The 18,780-nt window shown below is 33.6% G+C and carries 18 protein-coding genes; 8 read left to right on the top strand and 10 right to left on the bottom strand.

Annotation, left to right across the window (positions count from 1 at the left end):
* Positions 1 to 460 (top strand): transposase (locus F6K54_RS21735; RefSeq protein ID WP_293081783.1); only part of this gene is annotated, 460 nt, incomplete at its 5' end.
* Here the strand turns inward: F6K54_RS21735 and F6K54_RS21730 are convergent.
* Positions 457 to 852, bottom strand: coding sequence for a hypothetical protein (locus tag F6K54_RS21730; RefSeq protein WP_293081780.1), 396 nt, complete (start codon positions 850 to 852; stop codon positions 457 to 459). The two genes, F6K54_RS21735 and F6K54_RS21730, sit on opposite strands and share 4 nt — an antisense overlap.
* Before the next feature lie 90 nt (positions 853 to 942).
* Entirely contained in the window at positions 943 to 1,437 is a 495-nt protein-coding gene (locus F6K54_RS21725; protein WP_293081778.1) for a hypothetical protein, read from the bottom strand.
* A gap of 512 nt (positions 1,438 to 1,949) precedes the next feature.
* Here F6K54_RS21725 and ychF point away from each other — a divergent pair.
* Entirely contained in the window at positions 1,950 to 3,041 is a 1,092-nt protein-coding gene (ychF, locus tag F6K54_RS21720) for a redox-regulated ATPase YchF (RefSeq protein WP_293081774.1), read from the top strand.
* Positions 3,042 to 3,067: 26 nt separating this feature from the next.
* Positions 3,068 to 3,430 (top strand): phage holin family protein, encoded by a 363-nt coding sequence (locus tag F6K54_RS21715; protein ID WP_293081771.1) that lies wholly within the window; start codon positions 3,068 to 3,070, stop codon positions 3,428 to 3,430.
* A 139-nt stretch (positions 3,431 to 3,569) separates the two neighbouring features.
* Here F6K54_RS21715 and F6K54_RS21710 read toward each other — a convergent pair whose 3' ends face one another.
* On the bottom strand, positions 3,570 to 3,812 hold the full coding sequence (locus tag F6K54_RS21710; protein ID WP_293081770.1) for a hypothetical protein: 243 nt from the start codon (positions 3,810 to 3,812) through the stop codon (positions 3,570 to 3,572).
* 110 nt (positions 3,813 to 3,922) lie between these two features.
* Here F6K54_RS21710 and F6K54_RS21705 point away from each other — a divergent pair, with 110 nt between their 5' ends.
* The 5 genes from F6K54_RS21705 (at position 3,923) to F6K54_RS21685 (ending at position 11,313) form a co-directional block, all read left to right on the top strand.
* The gene (locus F6K54_RS21705) at positions 3,923 to 5,254 is read left to right on the top strand and encodes an RNA-guided endonuclease TnpB family protein (protein ID WP_293081768.1); all 1,332 of its coding nucleotides are present in this window, start codon (positions 3,923 to 3,925) and stop codon (positions 5,252 to 5,254) included.
* A gap of 1,096 nt (positions 5,255 to 6,350) precedes the next feature.
* On the top strand, positions 6,351 to 7,778 hold the full coding sequence (locus tag F6K54_RS21700; RefSeq protein ID WP_293081765.1) for an adenylate/guanylate cyclase domain-containing protein: 1,428 nt from the start codon (positions 6,351 to 6,353) through the stop codon (positions 7,776 to 7,778).
* A gap of 476 nt (positions 7,779 to 8,254) precedes the next feature.
* Positions 8,255 to 8,458, top strand: a complete 204-nt coding sequence (locus F6K54_RS21695) for a hypothetical protein (protein WP_293081763.1) — start codon at positions 8,255 to 8,257, stop codon at positions 8,456 to 8,458.
* A gap of 619 nt (positions 8,459 to 9,077) precedes the next feature.
* A complete protein-coding gene (locus tag F6K54_RS21690; protein WP_293081760.1) occupies positions 9,078 to 10,175 on the top strand; it encodes a mechanosensitive ion channel family protein in 1,098 nt (365 codons plus the stop codon).
* A 19-nt stretch (positions 10,176 to 10,194) separates the two neighbouring features.
* A complete protein-coding gene (locus F6K54_RS21685) occupies positions 10,195 to 11,313 on the top strand; it encodes a mechanosensitive ion channel family protein (protein ID WP_293081757.1) in 1,119 nt (372 codons plus the stop codon).
* Between the two features lie 441 nt (positions 11,314 to 11,754).
* Here F6K54_RS21685 and F6K54_RS21680 read toward each other — a convergent pair whose 3' ends face one another.
* The 7 genes from F6K54_RS21680 to F6K54_RS43075 form a co-directional block, all read right to left on the bottom strand.
* Entirely contained in the window at positions 11,755 to 12,705 is a 951-nt protein-coding gene (locus F6K54_RS21680; RefSeq protein WP_293081754.1) for a calcium/sodium antiporter, read from the bottom strand.
* Positions 12,706 to 13,765: 1,060 nt separating this feature from the next.
* The gene (locus F6K54_RS21675) at positions 13,766 to 15,010 is read right to left on the bottom strand and encodes an FkbM family methyltransferase (RefSeq protein ID WP_293081751.1); all 1,245 of its coding nucleotides are present in this window, start codon (positions 15,008 to 15,010) and stop codon (positions 13,766 to 13,768) included.
* A 381-nt stretch (positions 15,011 to 15,391) separates the two neighbouring features.
* Positions 15,392 to 16,027, bottom strand: coding sequence for a J domain-containing protein (locus tag F6K54_RS21670; protein ID WP_293081748.1), 636 nt, complete (start codon positions 16,025 to 16,027; stop codon positions 15,392 to 15,394).
* A 147-nt stretch (positions 16,028 to 16,174) separates the two neighbouring features.
* Positions 16,175 to 16,771 (bottom strand): ATP-dependent Clp protease proteolytic subunit, encoded by a 597-nt coding sequence (locus F6K54_RS21665; RefSeq protein WP_293081746.1) that lies wholly within the window; start codon positions 16,769 to 16,771, stop codon positions 16,175 to 16,177.
* Between the two features lie 32 nt (positions 16,772 to 16,803).
* Positions 16,804 to 17,493, bottom strand: a complete 690-nt coding sequence (locus F6K54_RS21660; RefSeq protein WP_293081744.1) for an ATP-dependent Clp protease proteolytic subunit — start codon at positions 17,491 to 17,493, stop codon at positions 16,804 to 16,806.
* A 381-nt stretch (positions 17,494 to 17,874) separates the two neighbouring features.
* Positions 17,875 to 18,225 carry an RNA-guided endonuclease TnpB family protein gene (locus F6K54_RS43080; RefSeq protein WP_366558190.1) on the bottom strand — a complete coding sequence of 117 codons (351 nt, stop codon included), beginning with the start codon at positions 18,223 to 18,225 and terminating at the stop codon, positions 17,875 to 17,877.
* A 110-nt stretch (positions 18,226 to 18,335) separates the two neighbouring features.
* Entirely contained in the window at positions 18,336 to 18,455 is a 120-nt protein-coding gene (locus tag F6K54_RS43075; protein WP_237397227.1) for a hypothetical protein, read from the bottom strand.
* Positions 18,456 to 18,780 lie beyond the last annotated feature (325 nt).

Raw genomic sequence — 18,780 nt, 5'->3', positions numbered from 1 at the left:
AAAAGTAGCTGATACGAGAAAAGATTTTCATTTCAAAACGGCTAATCAATTATTATCCAATTACGATATTGTAGCAGTTGAGAAACTGAATATAAAAGGTATGGCTAAGTCTAGATTAGCTAAGTCTATACATGATGCAGGTTGGGGTCAATTTAATACTATATTAACTAACAAAGCCGAAAAAGCTGGTCAGTTAATTGTAGAAGTTAAACCTCATGGAACATCTGTTGAATGTAGCAGATGTGGTAATAAAGTAAAGAAAACTTTAACTCACAGACAGCATAATTGCCCTAACTGTAATCTATCAATTGGTAGAGACTTAAATGCTGCAATTAATATTAAAAATAGAGCCAAAGCATTGATTAAAGACTTGCTGCCACCAGTCAAATTTGAAGCCGATCAAGGTACTCAATTAAACCTATTCGCGCATCAATTGAAGAGGAAGGGCATTCCTTGTTAGCTCAGTTTATGTCTACATAGTAGAGTCCCTGAGAAGCCCGCACGCTCTGCTAGTCTCAGTGTCGGGAGTATGTCACTTTGTACGACTGTCTTTTTATATTGTGTCGAATCTGGAGCTAAATTCACATTCCTAGCTTTCGATTCTACGAGAATATCTGGATTAGTCTTTGTTTGGGAAAATATATCATTTTCCGTACTATGACGGAGAGCATAATCAACAGCATCAGTACCACTTCCTGTAGGAAAAGAAGGTACCTGCTCATTTAGTTCAAAACCTAAAAACTTGAATAATTCAGAAGCAAAAATCTGATTAACTTGAGCTTCAGATGCGTCCTCCGGCAGATTTTTGACCAAAGCATCTACAAGGGCTTGATTTTTCACAGCACTATCCATCTGTCGTTAATTTTTTTGACTGTAACTATCAGCCTATCACGACAAGTATGGCAAAAAATCTCAATTTTATTTACTTACTTAACTTATCTACTATATGTATTTATAAGCTCGATTAGCAGTAACCGGATTAAAATTCGTATCTACAAATTGCACCGGACTATAAGTATCAATCCACAAATGAGCTCCACATCCAGCCGGGTTGTGAGGTCGATAAACAATTCGACAAGGACCTTTGATTTCTAGTTGATAACCATAGTTATTGTGATTAGTCTGCTTCACAGAAACTACTGGTTTGATATCTTTTAGTGGGTGATTTGCATTGCGCTGAATGATATGCTGATTAACATGAATCATAGTCGGTTTAGTACGCCTCCGCTTACACCAAATACCTTTCGGTCCTCTGGTACCAGGAACAATTACTGGCATTTCACGATCTTCTGGCCCATAAATGGGGATTTTCCAGAAGCCTTTTTCCTTGTAAGCACCTTTGACCCTACCTTGAGCTAATAATACTCGCAAACGTTGAGTTGAAATACCTAATAAATATGCTGCTTCTCTAGTTCCGATAATTTTTTCTTTAACCATTGTACAATAGTTTTTTTGACAAAATGATAACTAATAATCAAAAAATACTTTAACTTATTTTCTAGCTAAAAATCACTCACTCCACAAAACTTAACCTAGACTTTTCCTATAAATAAATTTTCAAAAATTTATTATTTAACAAGATAAGCAAAATAATTCCTTCAGTTTATTTAGTTGCTAATAATATTCTACATCCCTATTGCGATCGCTCTTAACTATTGAACAACAAATACTTGAGATTATTCAATTTTTATTTTCATAAATTGTTTTTCTACATCGCAAAATTTATGGCTTATTTACCTAGCTCCTCCTCATTTAACAAAAAAGGCAAACTAGATTTTTTTATTTTTTGATTCTTGATTTATAAGTGAAACTTGAGGTGAGAAATCAAGATTCTTCTTTCCTTCTGCTATCCTAACTAGATAAGGCAGTTGTATGGTAACTCAAATCTAAATACAAACTGTAATTTCTTGAACTTTTTACTTTTGATTTTTTACTTTTGACTTAAATTTATGCTCAGAGCTGGAATTGTCGGACTACCCAACGTCGGAAAATCTACTTTATTTAATGCTTTAGTTGCTAATGCTAAAGCGGAAGCTGCTAACTTTCCATTTTGCACAATTGAGCCCAATGTTGGTGTGGTGTCGGTGCCAGATGAGCGGTTAAATGTGCTGACTAAAATTTCTAATTCTGCTCAAACTGTTCCTACTAGAATTGAGTTTGTTGATATTGCTGGTTTGGTTAAAGGTGCTAGTAAAGGAGAGGGATTAGGGAATCAATTTTTGTCTAATATTCGAGAGGTGGATGCTATTGTTCAGGTAGTCCGTTGTTTTGATAGTGAGGATATTATTCATGTCTCTGGTTCTGTCGATCCAGTGCGAGATATTGAGGTAATTAATTTAGAGTTGGCTTTGTCGGATCTAGCTCAAGTTGAACGCCGAATTGAACGGACTAAAAAACAAGCTCGTACCAGTAAAGATGCTCAGGCAGAGTTGGAAGTTTTGACAAAATTAGAGGGGATTTTAAATGAAGGTAAGTCGGTGAGAATGGCTGACTTAAATGAAGATGAATATTTTTTAATTAAGCCTTTAAATCTGTTAACTTCTAAGCCGATAATTTATGCTGCTAATGTGTCTGAGGATGATTTAGCTAGTGGAAATGACTGGGTTGAAAAAGTCCGCAATATTGCTGCGGTGGAAAATGCTCAAGTTGTGATAATTTCAGCTCAGGTAGAATCAGAATTAATTGAGCTACCGGAGGATGAAAGAGCTGATTATTTAGAATCTTTAGGAGTAGAAGAAGGTGGATTAAAATCTCTGATTAAGGCAACTTATGAATTGTTGGGATTGCGTACTTATTTTACTACTGGAGAGAAAGAAACTAAGGCTTGGACAATTCAAGCTGGAATGTTAGCTCCTCAAGCTGCTGGTATAATTCATACTGATTTTGAACGGGGTTTTATTCGAGCAGAAACAATTGCTTATAATGATTTAGTAGCTACTGGTTCAATGACTGCTGCTAAAGAAAAGGGTCTGATGAGGAGTGAAGGTAAGGATTATGTTGTGAAGGAAGGAGATGTTTTGCTCTTCCGATTTAATGTTTAGATTTGTATTAATTTAAGGAGAAAAAAATGAGTATTTTGCAACTTTTAGTTCTTTGGTTTGTTACTGCTGTTAGTTTGTTTATTATTTCTAAGCTGCCTACTGGAGTAGAAATTGATGATTTTAATATTGCGTTAATTTCTTCAGCAATATTTGGGATTTTGAATGTATTTGTACGTCCTGTTTTGAATACTTTAGCTCTGCCAGCTAACATACTTGTTCCTGGTTTAGTTACTCTAATTGTTAATCTTGTTATCTTTGGTTTAGCTGCCTGGTTAGTAAGTGGATTTCGACTACGTTGGGGATTTTGGAGTGCATTAATTGGTTCTTTAGGACTAACTTTTATTAACTCTTTTCTTTATGAGTTACTTAGCAAAGCAATAGTAAGTTAGGCAGTAGTTAAATTATCAATATTTGTGGTTAATTTGATGTTTCTTTAAAATTGATATCTAGTAAATTATCCACTTTTTGTGTAGAGAAGTAGGGAGTAGGGAACTACTAATTAGGGCTTGCTGATTAAATCTAAAAACATTAATAGATAAAGGTAAGTGCCTTTTTAGGTCGAAAAAAGTGCCTGGTTTTAATATGTCTACCTTCTCTACTCATTAGTTTCATATCTACATATCTAAGTGTTAACTGCGGTGGATCTAATTTAGACAGAGTTTGAATCCCCCTACCACGATTATCAATTCCATTATTCTGAGTATTAGTTTTATTTCTGAGCGTTTGAACGAGTTTGATTTTATCTTTATCTTGGCAGAAGACCTGCACCATAATCTGTGATTTGGTGTGGGATGAATGCCTACAATTAATTGTGCTATAATAATAGCATGACAAATACGCTACGCTGTTAAGCTTTAGTGTAAAAAAAAAGGTCGAAAACATTGAAAGCAAGATATAAATATCGCATCTATCCTAACCATATTCAAATAGCTAAATTAAATCAACTATTTGGTTGTTGTCGTTTTGTTTGGAATCAATCATTAGCACATTGTAATCAGTTGTGTGTTAACGGTGAAAAGAAGCCTAGTTATGTAGATTTAACTAAGCAATTCATAACTCAAGCTAAAAAAGAATTACTTTGGCTAAAAGAAGTTGCCTCTACTCCGTTACAACAGTCATTGAAAGATTTAGACCAAGCTTATAAAAATTTCTTCGATAGTTGCACTGGAAAGCGTAAAGGAATTAAAGTTAAATCTCCTAAGTTTAAAAGTAGGAAATCAAAACAAACTGCAAGATTCGTAGGAGCTAATTATAAGATTAACCAAGATAAAATCTATCTGCCAAAGGTAGGTAAGATTAAAATAGTTTGGTCAAGACCATTAGCATCTAATCCTACTTCCGTAACTATCATTAAAGATAGTGCAGGACGTTACTTTGCTAGTTTTGTTGTAGAAATTAGTCCTGATTCATTACCTAAAACTGATAATTCCATAGGTATAGATTTAGGTATTTCAACTTTTGCTACATTGAGTAATGGTGAAAAGATTCTTGCTCCTAAACCACTTAAACAAAACCTTAAGAAATTAACTAAGTTTCAACGTAAATTTGCTAAAACTCAACCAGGTAGTAACCTATACGAAAAACGTAGATTGAAAATAGCTAAACTTCATGGCAAAATCAAAGATATTTCCTACGGAATGCTGCGCAAACGTACTGATTTTCTACATAAACTATCAACTGATTTAATCAGAAAGTACGACACTATTGTACTTGAAGATCTTAATGTTTCTGGGATGATTAAAAACAGGAAACTAGCTAAAGCCATTAGTGATTTAGGTTGGCGACAATTTAGGACTTTAATTGAGGCTAAATGTGAAAAGTATGGTAGAGAATTTAAGGTAATTGATAGATGGGAACCTACCTCACAAAAATGTAGTTGTTGTGGTTTTAAGGGAAGAAAGAAAGAGTTAAATGTTAGAGAATGGACTTGCTTGAACTGTAATACTTTCCATGATAGAGATATTAATGCTGCAGTAAACATTCTTAATACTTCAATAGTTAAAACAGTAACTCAGCCGATAACCAAAGTTGAAAAAGCTGCTGAACTTGAGAATCCTTTACAACTATCGCTTTTTGGCGAAGTCGCGGGCGGACAGTCCGAGACATTAAACAAGACGAGGAGAAAACGTCAGTCTTCCCGTAAAAAGGGAGCAGATTTCAGTGAGTCGTCTACCCGCCTTGAGTTTTTCAAGCAGCTTAGTCTGTTTGATTAATAGATGGGAATCCCGCGTTGTCTCGCAGAGCAACGTCGGGAGGATGTCAAAGTAAAAACCTAATTATATTAAGCCCAGCTTCTCAAAGTAGAGTTATAATTTTTCTCTGTTCTCCATTTCTTCACTTCATCAATAACAATAATCTATACAAGGCAGATTTAGTATGAAAAAACCCCTAAATTTACAACATTTTCAAAGTAGATAAAGTACAAAATTATCGGGTTTTAGGGAATAACGAATAAGAGATCTTTACTTCATACAAATAATTACTAAAAACATTACTGAATCTGACTTATTACTTAGGGTTTGCTGAATAAGTCTTTTGGTAAGGGCAGGAGTCATTTCAGTTACTCAGTTATACCAATTCCCATGCATTATTGCTATACTTAGGCAATACTTCAGTTGTTAACTAATTAGCACAAGCAAAATCATTTTTGGGCTAATTTAAGCTAAGTTAATGTGAATTATTCTTATGTTTGCTTTTCCCCTACTCCCCTACTCAACAAAATGTAGAAAAGTTTTTGAGAAATGGTATTACTCAGTTATCAGTACCTCTGTAATAAGGAGGCTTGAAATACGGAATTCTCTTTTCTTTTAGTCGATTGGATATAGCGAGGTCTCCTCACCATGCCACCCTACGGGAAGCTCCAAAGATCGACCGCTTTTTATCCCCTTAAAAGGGCAGGGCTAATTCTTTGTCGTTAGAGAATATTAAGTTAGAAATACATTTAATTGTGTAAATATACAAATCTCTCCATCTCCCCACATTCCCCTCCTGGGAGCAGTAGGGATTGGTCCCCCATCCTCCCATCAATTTTTCTCTAATGAAAATCAATTGACCCTGCCTTAAAAAGGGAGGCTTTAGACCACGATTTTTCGGTAAAAGTTTCAGAGTTTTTATATATCCTTAGAGTTTTTACAAATCATTTGGAATTGCTATAGTTGATGAAAAAGGTAATTTCTACAATATAAAATTTCTACAATATTCGGAACTTTTTCTGTAGTGCTATAACAGATATATTGATTATATTTTAATTTTTCATTTCAGGGTTAGTCATACAAACTATTAGTAAATTTATCCAAAAACAAATTGTATATGTTTATTAAGATTTCCGGGCTATTTTGTTTTTTTAGAGCGCGTTTATCTAGAAAAATAGTATTGTGGATATTTGCCAGTATTTTAGTAATTGAGGCTGTAATTTTAATTCCATCTTATAAGCGTCGGGAAGATGAACTTCTTCACCAACTAGAAGATGTTTCTGGAGCGATTTTTAATTCTATTGTGCGCTTGACTCAAACGACTATGAAGTCTGATGGTATGTTTCAGGAAAAAGTAAAAACATTAACGCAAACGCAAGACTCTGTAGTTTTGGGAGTTACAATTTATGATTCTCAGGGAAAGTTAATAGAAACCATTGGTGAAGCTCCCGATATAGACTTTGATGACCTCAAAAACAAAGATATTTTGCGTGTTAGAAGTCGAGATGGTAAACGATATGATATGGCATTGTCAGCAGATTATTTGGGAATTAATTACACACTAATTGCTCGTCACAATGCTTCTAGTATTCAGCCAAAGTTATATGATTTTATTGGTAGAATTGCAGTGCTTGTAATTGTTATATCTCTTTTCGTTACTTTGGTTACAATGCTAGTTCTAGGAGTGTGTTTAATTTCTCCAATTTTGAGGTTAAGGGATGATTTAATTGCTGCTGGAGAAGCTTTGAGTAAAAATTGTAATGGGGTTAAATTTTATTCTCTTTCTGTTCAACGACAAGATGAATTAGGAGAGGTAATGGTAGCTTTTAATCAAATGTTCAATCGAGTTTCTAGAGAAATTGAGAAACGTAAGCAAGCAGAAAAAGTATTGTCTGCTGAACAAAAAAAATCGGAACGATTGTTGTTAAATATTTTGCCTAAACCTATTGCCGAAAAATTAAAGGAAGAACAGGAAAATATTGCTGAAAGTTTTACCGAAGTAACTATTTTGTTTGCTGATTTAGTAGGTTTTACTCAGTTATCAGAAAATATTCCTCCTACACAGTTAGTTAATTTACTTAATGAAATATTTTCTTGTTTTGATGAGTTAACCGATCGATATTGTTTGGAAAAAATTAAAACTATTGGTGATGCTTATATGGTAGTTGGAGGTTTACCAAATCCAAGACAAGATCATGCTGAGGCAATTGCTGAAATGGCTCTGGATATGCAGCAGGCAATTGCTGATTTTAATCAAAAAAATAAGATGGAGCTTAGTATTAGAATTGGCATTAACACTGGTCCTGTTGTTGCAGGTGTTATTGGTAGAAAAAAATTTATTTATGACCTTTGGGGTGATGCTGTTAATACTGCAAGTCGAATGGAATCTCATGGCGTACCTAATGCTATTCAAATAACAGAAAAGACTTCTAATTATTTAAAAGAAAAGTATACATTAAATCCTAGGGGAACTATTATGATTAAGGGTAAAGGAAGAATGAATACATATTTTTTAATTGATAGAAATAATCCTTCGTCAATTTAACACTACATCCGGCGATCGCGGAACTTTGGGTTAGTAGTATCGCTCAATTTATTGATTATGAAGGTAAGATAGTGGAAGTTGAAGGGAGAGAAGGGACGTTTCATTAATGGATAATTGATAATGGATAATTGATAATTACCTCTGGTTAAAACCGCTACGGAATTGAATATAAGGAAATATTATTTTTTCTCTTGGTCGATTGGATATGGTTAGGAAACCCATCCATCCCTCGACCGCTTTTTTCCTCTTAAAAGGGTAGGCTTCAAGGCGCGAATTATTTAATTATTAATTAGTTAATTATTCGGTAAAAAAGTACCTTTTGTTAATATGAATTAAGTTATCAGGGCAGAGGACAAAAAGCTATTGGGACAGAATAGAGCTTATGATAATATTGAAATTCAAATGATGACTGCTGAAGTGGATAACTAGAAAAAGTTATTTGCTATAAAATTACTAAACTACCAGAGGAAAATAGGATGGATAATACTGTAAATTGTGCAGAAGATTGTGTTAATGGATGTGTTTTGGGTGATAAATGCCCTCATAAGCAATATTTAAAAGAAGCGTCAAAGTTTATTGATGATACTTCCTTAGATAAAATGCTGGAAATAGCTGAAGAAGCAGTTATGAAGAAAAGAATGGCTCCTCCTAAATGGGTAATTCCTGAGTTTCCTGAGTAAAAATAATATGAAATGAAGAGCGGTAGTGTTTAGCACTTCCGGCACTATCGCTAATTTTTGAATTCATTTAATTAGGGCTTGCTGATTAAACCTAAAAGCATTGAAATATAAAGAATTCAGTCTTTTTAGGAACGAAAAAAGTGCTTGGTTTTCAGTCTAAAACGCTCAAAAAGGAGCGTATTTTAGGCGCATAGTTGGGCAGAAAAATCATTCTTACAATTCTTACTCCTACCTCCTCGCTCATTCCTATTTCTCCTGTCTCCTGTCTCCTGTCTCCTGTCTCCTACCCCTACTAAAAGACTTTTTCAGCATACCCTAATTAATCAATAATAGAATTTATATGAGCGTTATTTTCTCCGACTAAATCCTTTTTATTCACAAATTACTTTAACCAAGTTTTTTCAAGATAAAGATGAAAAAGAACTAAAAGAGTTCAAATCAGTGAATGATATACTTTAGCTAACCTCGATCAAACTTAAATTTAAACAGACTAAGTAGCTTATTATTAATGGATTTAGTATAAATCAACATTTTTAGATTTTTATAGTATAATGAAAATCTAAATAAGAGATAAAAATTAAATCAAATTCAGAGAAAAATTTTCAAAGAAAGATTGTTTATGATGGAAACTATTCAATTGCCAGAAGAAATAATAATAGATATTAATCAACTTCTGCAAATATTTGCCATAGGAATAATAGGAGTAGTCGCAATTCTCGGAATTCGTAAACTGCCTGAATTAATCGGCAATATAGTATCTACAGAAATTGCCGAAGCATATAAAATTATTATATCCCCGAATAAATTTTTAATTGCAATAGTCATTGCTTTAACAGTATCTGAAATAACTCTGCTAGCTGTTACACCATATTCTGAGCTATATATCCTAGAAATAATCCTGAGTTTAATCTTAACTATTGTCACTACTTGGTTAGGGTTTAAATTTGTTAAACAATTTTTTGATATCTATCTAATAGAAGCAGTATTCAGAAGCGATCGTAAAGCTAATAGCGAGCTATTTATAGTAGGTAAATTTCTAGCTAACTTTATTATTATTGTTCTAGCTATTATCATTTTTGCTCAAACTCACCAAGTGAATGTATTTGGTCTAATTGCTAGTTTGGGAATAGGAGGTGTAGCAGTTGCTTTTGCTTCTCAAAATACTTTAAGTCAATTACTTGGTGGAATTGTTCTTTATATAGATAGACCTTTTGTAATTGATGACTATATTGGTCTTCCCGATGGTACTTTTGGCAGAGTAGAATCTATTGGTTTACGCTCAACTAAAATTCGTTCTTCTGGGAAAGGTACATTAATTATTATTCCTAATAATTCTCTAACACAGGTAACCATTGAAAACTTTAGTGCAGGGAAGAAAGTAATGTCTATTTTATACTTAACTTTTTATCGTTATGTAGACATTGAAGAACAAGCATTAATCCGCCAAATTATCTTAGCAAGTACCAGTGATATATCTGGCATAGACCCACGCAATACTAATATTACTTTTAAAGATTTACGCAGTTCTACTTCTCAAGAGATAACTCAAGCCCAGATTACATTTTTTATTTTAGGTTCTGGTAAAGTGTCTATGGATTTACGTCGTCAAATGTTGGATAATGCCAGTCAAAGAATTACTTTGAAACTGAAGGAATATGGTATTGCTTTTGATATAGAGCAACCCAGTATATATGTAGATTCACCAATTACGGTATAACTTTTAAAACTTCTGTCATATGTCTTTCTCGGATATACTTAACCAACTAAGTCAGGTATCTATTTCTGTAGATGGTACAAGCATTCCTAATTATTTGATTTTTATTGCCTTTGCTTTCGGATCAATATTAATAGGAAAATATACATCAATAATATTGGCTGTAATTATTAAAAATTTTTTTCCAGATGCAGAGCAAAAAATTATCAATAATTCTCTTGTTCCTCTAAAAGAACCTCTTCAATTTGCAGGAACTTCTTTATTAATTGCTCTATCTTCAGCTTGGTTAATAGAATACAAAGGACTCTTCAATTTCCTAGATCCAATTATTGATTTTTCAGTAGTTGCTAGTTTTGCATGGCTAGTCTCTCGAATATTTCGTCAAATTGTGAGAATATATGGAATTAATATTTTGCGTAAATCTGGGCTAGAGGTTGATGAGTTACTATTAGTTTTTGAAGCTATAGTAAACATAATAATCGGATTGATAGCTGTAATAACTTATGCTCATACTCAGAGTTTTCCATTAACAGGTTTATTAGCAGGTGTATCTATCGGTGGAGTTGCTATTAGTTTTGCTGCTTCTAAAACCTTGGAGCAATTGTTTGGTACTGTTGTTTTATATTTGGACCGCCCATTTATTCCGGGAGATTATATTCGTTTTTCACTAAAGGATGAAACTTACGGTAGAGTAGAATCTATTGGTCTACGCTCTACAAAAATTAGGATAGCAGCTACGGGTACTTTAGGCATTGTTCCTAATAATCAACTAGCTAACACAGCAATTTTCAATGTCACCCGTGGTAAGAAAGTAATGGTATTACTATATTTAGACTTTATCAAACAATTAACAGAACGAGAAAAAGCGCTGGTTCAACAAGTTGTTAAAAATAGTACAGATTCATTATATGGTATTGACCCAGGCAGTACGAAAATATCTATATTTGACCATGAAACTACAGAAAAAAGTCGCGCTAGAGTGACATTCTTTATTCTAGGTTCTAGTGAAAATTCTATTGAGTTAAGGAAGCAACTATTGGAAGTTGCAAATAATAATTTTTCTAAGGAACTGAAAAAGTTTGGTATAGAGTTTAATACGCAAGAACCAAATATTTATGTTGATTCCCCAGTAACTATTTAGGATTTGCTGAAAAAGTCTGATGGGTGAGGGTAGGAGTCAGGAGACAGGAGACAGGAGACAGGAGACAGGAGGAACGGGGAATTGAGAGGAGGTAGGAGCTAAGTTTTGTACCTTGATTGTTGTGCCTAACTATGCCCCTAAAATACGCTCCTTTTTGAGTGTTTAAGACTGAAACAGGCGCACTTTTTTCAGTCCCAAAAAGGCACTTTTCTTTATATTTCAGTACTTTTAGATTTATTCAGCAAGCCCTATTTACCTTTATCGAGAGTCAAATTTTCATTTAAATATTCAGCAAACCCTACTTATTGAATCCTTGACCACTATGAATTTCCTTCTTACTTTTGACTTTTAAATTTTGACTTTTGACTTAATACTTTTGACTCCTACCTCATACCAAAATACTTCCATAAGCAAACCCTAAGTATTGAAGTTCAGAGGATGTTAAACTAACCCAAATATATTGCCAATAAACCATCCGTAGAATAGAAAAAATATTAATCCTTCCCAACGAGTTACTTGTTTATCTTGAGTGACAAAAAAGAACATAATTGTTCCTGCTAATAAAACCAATAACCCACCACCAATAAGATCTTCAGGAATTACTAAATTGCCGATTAGTCCTGGTATTCCTACTACCATTAATGAGTTAAAAATGTTAGAACCTAACACATTTCCTACGGCAATTTCTGGGTTGCCTTTTTTAGCAGCAGAAATAGTAACTATTAACTCTGGCAATGAAGTACCAAGGGCAACTGCACTTAAAGCAATTAATTCTTTGGCAATATTAAGTATTTCAGAAATTTTAGTAACTGATTCAATTGTATAAGTTGCCCCCAAAAATACAAATAATGAACTAACAACCAAAATGGCTATTTGTTTGATTGGTAAAATTTTATTTGAATTTCCATTACCATCTTTTTCTAACTCTTGTTCTTCCTTACCACTACTAATAGAGTATAAAACATAGATAACATATCCCAAAATACAAATAATAGCTTCATTTTTAGAAAAATTACTATCTAAAACTGTTAAACCTAATAAAAAAGCCGAACCAACAAATAGTGGTAAATCTACATTAATTAGTTCATACTGTATCCTTAAAGGACTGCTGATTAATGATGCAGTACCAATAATCAAGAAAATATTAGCAATATTGGAACCAACGACATTACCAAAAACAATTTCAGAGGAATTTTGGTATACAGCGATAATAGATGATACTAATTCTGGTAGAGACGTTCCTACTGATACTATAGTTACCCCAACTAAAAAAGGAGAAATTCCTAAAGATATACCTATTTTTTCTGCTGCATCTGTAAAGAAGTCAGAAGCTTTAATCAGAGTGAATAAGCTGACTATAAATATTACGCTCCAGAAAATTAAGTCTTGCATTAGTTTATTCTTTCCATTTACATATATTTGTCGCTAATCCAAATTGAAGCTTTAGTGAGTATGTTTGTAAACATTTCCTATGGAATACTGCGCAAACAGCCGTCAGTTATCAGCTATCAGCTATTGTTTTTGGTCTTGATTTAAACCCTATATTAAGGGTTCTTATTAAGCCAGAATCCAGTTATAATTAGAGCTTGCTGAAAAAGTCTTTTAGTAGGGGTAGGAGACAGGAGACAGGAGACAGGAGACAGGAGACAGGAGGAACGGGGAATTATAGAGGAGGTAGTCGGAAAAATTGTCCCAAGATTTTTCTGCCATAATCGTCTCAAAATACTAGCATGCATGAGCTTTTTGAGCCGAAAAGCTGGCACTTTTTTAGACCAAAAAATGCTAAAACCAATATTAGTCAATGCTTTGATATTTAATCAGTAAACCCTAATTAAATCTGACAAAAGCAAGTTCCTTTGACCTTAAAGTCTATATTCATTTAAACACTTCCGTAAGCATTCTGCTAGCTTCCTCTCCGAGGAACTGCGTTATCAGCTTCATTCCCTTGAATTGTATGAGTTAAAAATTCAAAACAAGTCTTTCTTGTGCTTAAATTTATTTATAGGTAAAAATATAGTACAAGTTAAACGAATTTTTATTTCATTCATTAAAAAGATGATACCCGATCACTAATGGCTAAATGCTTACCGAATAATTAGGGTTTGCTGAAAAAAGTCTTTTTTAAGTAGTAGGGGAGTAGGGGAGTAGGGGAGAATTTTTTTGCCCAACTATGCGCTAAAAATGCTAACTTTTTGAGCATGAAGAGCTGAAAACCATGTACTTTTTCAACACCTAAAAAGGCTAAAATCTTTATCTGGTAATTATTTGAAGTTTAATCAGCAAGCCCTAATTAATAATTAAATAATTCTGGTTTAAAGCCTCCCCTTTTAAGGGGAAAAAAGAAGTAATATTTCCTTATATTCAATTTCGTAACGGTTTTAACCAGAGCTAATTATCCATTATCCATTATCCATTATCCATTATCCATTATCCATTATCCATTATCCATTAATTAAGTATGTTTAATATAAAAGTTGACATATCTTCCATGATCGAAAGCTTTAACAGTTTGATAGTTGACTGCTGCTAAAAATTTCCTAAAATCCTTGATATGATTTTTGGCAATTTCAACTAACATATCAGGTCGATAGCTAGATATCAAATTTTTTGCTCCTTCCAAGACATCTATTTCTTTCCCCTGTACATCCATTTTAATGAAGTCTACTTTTTCAGTAATTATTTCATCTAAAGGAACAACTACTAATTCTTGACCATTGATAATGTTATCGTCAATTTCTGTCAAACATAAATCTTTAGCTGGATGTTCTTTAATGAAAGATTTACCACTATTTTTACCAAGAGCATAGCCTAATTTAGACAAGTCAATATTGCTAACTTGATTAATTGAAATATGTTTCTTTAAAGCTGCAATAATTTCTGGATGAAACTCTATGGGAATAACTTTTCCTGCCTGGATAAATTTGGCAAAGTAGACTAAATGATTTCCTGTATTTGCTCCAATATCAACAATAACTGGAGCTGTTGATTTGAGGTTTTGTCTAATAAATTCTAGCTCGGCTAATTCATAAAAACTTCCACCTACATTAGCAATTTCTACGGCTAGATTTTTTCCTGTTATTTCAAATTTTATGGGAGTGTTTTGATAATTGAATGAAACTAGATTGTCTCCTTTGAGTAATTTATCAACTAAAGTTAACCAAATTTTTGCTGCTTGATAATTAGGATTAATTTCTAGGGCTTTGTTAAATTCTGATTTAGCTTCTAAAAGTTTACCTTGTCTAATTAATAAATTACCGATCGCTTGATGAGCTTGAAAACTTTTGGGTGATATTTCTAAGGCACGATGAAAGTAATTTAGTGCTTCATCAAATTTACCTTGTTGAACTAGACTATTACCAATATTGCCATAAAATTCTAGGGCAGAATCTGGTTTGAGTTCAACTAATTTATGCCAGTAGTTAATAGCTTCGTCTAATTGGTTTAACTCTTGTGTAATTTTGGCTAAGAGATAAAGTAGAGATATATTGTTTGGCTCTATGGAAAAAGCATATTTATAGAACTGACTTGCTTCATCTAGTTTGCCCTGGTTTTGCTCTATTAAACCTAAGTTAATTAGGGTGGGTACATGATTACTATCAGACTTGAGTATGTCAATATATATTGACTCTGCTTCTTTTAATTTTCCTTCTTTTTGCAGATTTATAGCTTTTTGGAAATCTTGATTTATGTCTGTCATTGTTAGTTTTTTTTTGATGATTTTTTTGAATTTTCAACAGAAATTACTGTTGTTGGTGATTGCTGAATGCTGACCGCTTTTTTAATATAAATATGGATATGGCTCTTTACTTCAAGAAAAGTCTTAATAGTTTAAATATTTTTTATTGTTCCCTCCTAATATTGTTAAAATCAAGGAATATGAGCCTATTAATTAATATTGATTATTCGTTTTGATGTGTATAGCAATCCTACTTAAGTTACTTTGAGAAAATGTAGACACATACAATAAATGAGAGAAAAAATTTTGAAACCTTTAACCCAAAAAATAAACGAATATTAGTATATGTATCTAATAAAAAACTTGGTACATTATACAACTATTAGTCGAATATGCAAATAACTAATAAATTTTTTCCAATTGACGAAAATCACGTTCTACCTCAGACCAGAGGGCACGGTTGTGGGGATCTGTTTTGAGTGCTTTCTTTAAATAGTTTCTAGCTTTATCTAGTTGTCCTTCTCCAATGAGGTGACGTGCCCAACGTTGATAGGCGATCGCTTGCCATTGTCGTACTTCCCAATCTTGAGGCATTCTTTGAGCCAAACCTTCTACTAGAGCGATCGCCCGAGGATATCTTTTATATTTTAATAATTGCTGTAAATGTAAATAATAATTGTGCTTAAGTTGTTTTTCTGCTTCTGATAAGTGGGATTGATTTTTATGTTGATTCTGCTTACGAGTTACTTTAACTTTTGTTGGCTTTGAGGGTGAAGTTTGTGGAGATTTAGTTTCTGGTTTTGAATTATTTTTTGTTGATTTTACAGGAGAATTATATGGCGTTTCTGTTTGAGGAGGAGCAATTTTCAGCAAGATTTTGTAAGCTTCTGTTACTGCAATAAATTTATCTTTAGCCTGCCGATCTGGGTTGACATCTGGATGATATAACCGTGCTAGTCGTCGATAAGAAGCCTTAACTTCGCCTAAACTAGCTCCTATATTTAACCCTAGTTGTCGATAATAACCTGCAATGTCCATATCTTTTTTGAAGATAATAAAGTAGGGGGAAAATTAAGTAGATGTATCAAATAAATTACACATTAATTTGAGGATTTTTCAATAACTTAGACAAATTTTTGTTCAATCTATTTTGTCTACCTACTTAATTTACCCTACTACTAATTTTTAGTTTTGACGTTCGTCAATTACTTGGTCAATTAGACCATATTCTTTGGCTTCTTCAGCAGACATAAAATAATCTCGATCAGTATCTTTTTCTATCTTTTCTAAAGATTGACCCGTGCATTCTACAAGCATATTATTTAATTGCGATCTAACACGCAAAATCTCCTTAGCTTCTATTTCAATATCTGTTGCTTGGCCACGAGTACCGCCCATTGGTTGGTGAATCATAATTCTAGAGTTGGGCAAAGCTAGTCTTTTACCTTTCGTACCAGCAGCTAATAGAAAAGAACCCATGGAAGCAGCTAAACCTAAGCAGATAGTAATTACATCTGCCTTGATATACTGCATAGTATCGTATATGGCCAAACCTGCAGTTACAGAGCCACCAGGAGAGTTGATATAAAGATAAATGGGCTTATTTGGGTCATCAGAATCTAGATACAACATATAGGCTACAATTCTATTAGCTAGCCCATCTGTAACTTCTTGACCTAGAAAGATAATTCTTTCCTGACCGAGACGGGTGTAAATATCTATCCATCTCTCATACTGACTGCCAGGAAGACGATAAGGAACGCTAGGAACACCTATAGGCATAATATTTTTTGACCTTTAATTTTATTGATAACTTAAACAGCAGCGGGTAGTGGTTTTGGTAGTTCTTTTCTACTTGCTAAAACTTGGTCTATTAGACCATATTCTTTAGCTATTTCGGGGGTCATATAAAGCATTCTATCTGTATCTTTAGCAATCTTTTCTACTGATTGACCCGTATTTCTAGAGAGAATATTTAAAAAAGTTGTTTTATTAGCTAAAACTTCTTTTGCCCTAATTGAAATATCTGTTGCTTGACCTCTAGCTCCTGTTTTAGCTTGATTAAGAACTATGGTAGCATGAGGTAAACTGGCCCGATATCCTTTTGTACCTGCCGACAAAATCATTGCTGCTGTACCCATAGCTTGACCAATACATATTGTATGAATTGGTGGTTTAACGTAACTCATGGTGTCACAAATAGCAAATGCTTCTGTTTCAAAACCAATTGCATCTCCTGTATACCAAGAAGTACCAGTAGAATTGATATAAAAATAAATTGGTTTTTCTGGATTATCAAATTGCAGATAAAGTAGTTGAGCAATAATTAACTGGGTAACGTCAATACCTACATTTCTTTTGACTTCATCTGATGAAAATAGTGGTAACCCTAAATAAACGATTCGTTCTTTTAACATTAAAGATTCTAAATCAGGGGGTGGTGTACGAAAAGAGGTGTCTCCGTAGTAACTCCCTGCTTGAACTGCTTTTATTTGTGAGTTCATTAGATAATTCCTAGCAATGATTGTACTATCTTTAGATTATGTTAGCGTGCTGTAGAGTTATTGTAGCGGGTATGATTGATATTAGTCATGTTCTTAAATTTAGTTATAATATCCTGAAATATTACTACCAAAAACAAGTTTTTTTGTCTAGGTGTGGATTATACCATAATTATTTGACAAAAATGGCGTATTTACCATTAATTTAGTTGAGTAATATAGTTAGCAGAGATGGGGTTTCTTGTTGAGATACAGACTCGATTTTGACATCCTCCCCGGCCTAAAGGCGCGGGGATTCCTACCGAGCCTAAGCCCCTCGGCGGGTTGACGTTTTGCTGGCGCAAAGCTCCGCTAACACTGGCTGCTGCTACCTTGGCGGTAGTCTTACACTTGCCTCCACATCCGTTTTTCGTCTCCGAATGCCCAAGGAGCGACTAATATATTTATCGCTGCGTTTTCATCACGGTCGTGTTTTGCACCACAGTTTAGACACTCCCACTCTCGCACCTGAAGGTCTAATTTTCCACCTTTAAAGCCACAATTTGAACAAACTTGGGATGTTGGCTGCCAACGACTAATTACTCTAAAATCACGACCGTATTTCTCAGCTTTTCCTTCTAAGAAAGTTCTAAATTGTCGCCAACCTAAATCGGATATAGAACTCGATAATTTGCGGTTTTTTACCATTCCTGAAACATTCAAATCTTCTAAAACAACTGTTTGGTTTTCACGAATTATTTCAGTAGATAATTTATGTAGAAAATCTGACGAGTGTATCTTTCAGTTTGGCATGGAACTTAGCTACTTTAATCCTAGCTTTTTCATACCTTTTAGAACCTTTAGTTTTATGAGATAATGACAAACTTTACCTTTCTTAATTTCTTAATTCGTTTTTTGAGTGGTTTTGGTGCATCAATCTTTGTACCGTCACTGAATGTAGCAAAGGTTTTAATGCCTAAATCTATGCCTACTGAATTATCAGTTTTAGGTAAGATTTCTGGTTGTATTTCTACTACAAAACTTAAGAAGTATCTATGGGCTGAATCTTTGATTACTGTTACTGATGATGGAGCAGTAGGTAATTCTCACAGGCGATACAATTTTCAGCTTTCCAATTTTGGCGCTTCTAAACTTTGTGTTGACCAACTTTAAACCCTCACGAGTGTAAATCTAGCAGTTTGCTTTGACTTTCTGCTTTTAAATTTAGGAGGTTTAACAGGCTTACCTTTTCTCTTGCCTTGAGTTGATTTAAAAAAGTTTTGATAAGCTTGGTTTAAATCATTTAAAGAT

Origin of the sequence: Okeania sp. SIO3B5 (assembly GCF_010692555.1) — a bacterium.
Lineage (GTDB): Bacteria > Cyanobacteriota > Cyanobacteriia > Cyanobacteriales > Microcoleaceae > Okeania.
This window is presented reverse-complemented; position numbering and strand designations above follow the sequence as displayed.

Bases quoted from the DNA above. Each gene is read 5' to 3' on its own strand.
- F6K54_RS21730 (WP_293081780.1), bottom strand. From the start codon at position 852: ATGGATAGTGCTGTGAAAAATCAAGCCCTTGTAGATGCTTTGGTCAAA.
- F6K54_RS21725 (WP_293081778.1), bottom strand. From the start codon at position 1,437: ATGGTTAAAGAAAAAATTATCGGAACTAGAGAAGCAGCATATTTATTA.
- ychF (WP_293081774.1), top strand. From the start codon at position 1,950: ATGCTCAGAGCTGGAATTGTCGGACTACCCAACGTCGGAAAATCTACT.
- F6K54_RS21715 (WP_293081771.1), top strand. From the start codon at position 3,068: ATGAGTATTTTGCAACTTTTAGTTCTTTGGTTTGTTACTGCTGTTAGT.
- F6K54_RS21710 (WP_293081770.1), bottom strand. From the start codon at position 3,812: ATGGTGCAGGTCTTCTGCCAAGATAAAGATAAAATCAAACTCGTTCAA.
- F6K54_RS21700 (WP_293081765.1), top strand. From the start codon at position 6,351: ATGTTTATTAAGATTTCCGGGCTATTTTGTTTTTTTAGAGCGCGTTTA.
- F6K54_RS21695 (WP_293081763.1), top strand. From the start codon at position 8,255: ATGGATAATACTGTAAATTGTGCAGAAGATTGTGTTAATGGATGTGTT.
- F6K54_RS21690 (WP_293081760.1), top strand. From the start codon at position 9,078: ATGATGGAAACTATTCAATTGCCAGAAGAAATAATAATAGATATTAAT.
- F6K54_RS21685 (WP_293081757.1), top strand. From the start codon at position 10,195: ATGTCTTTCTCGGATATACTTAACCAACTAAGTCAGGTATCTATTTCT.
- F6K54_RS21680 (WP_293081754.1), bottom strand. From the start codon at position 12,705: ATGCAAGACTTAATTTTCTGGAGCGTAATATTTATAGTCAGCTTATTC.
- F6K54_RS21675 (WP_293081751.1), bottom strand. From the start codon at position 15,010: ATGACAGACATAAATCAAGATTTCCAAAAAGCTATAAATCTGCAAAAA.
- F6K54_RS21670 (WP_293081748.1), bottom strand. From the start codon at position 16,027: ATGGACATTGCAGGTTATTATCGACAACTAGGGTTAAATATAGGAGCT.
- F6K54_RS21665 (WP_293081746.1), bottom strand. From the start codon at position 16,771: ATGCCTATAGGTGTTCCTAGCGTTCCTTATCGTCTTCCTGGCAGTCAG.
- F6K54_RS21660 (WP_293081744.1), bottom strand. From the start codon at position 17,493: ATGAACTCACAAATAAAAGCAGTTCAAGCAGGGAGTTACTACGGAGAC.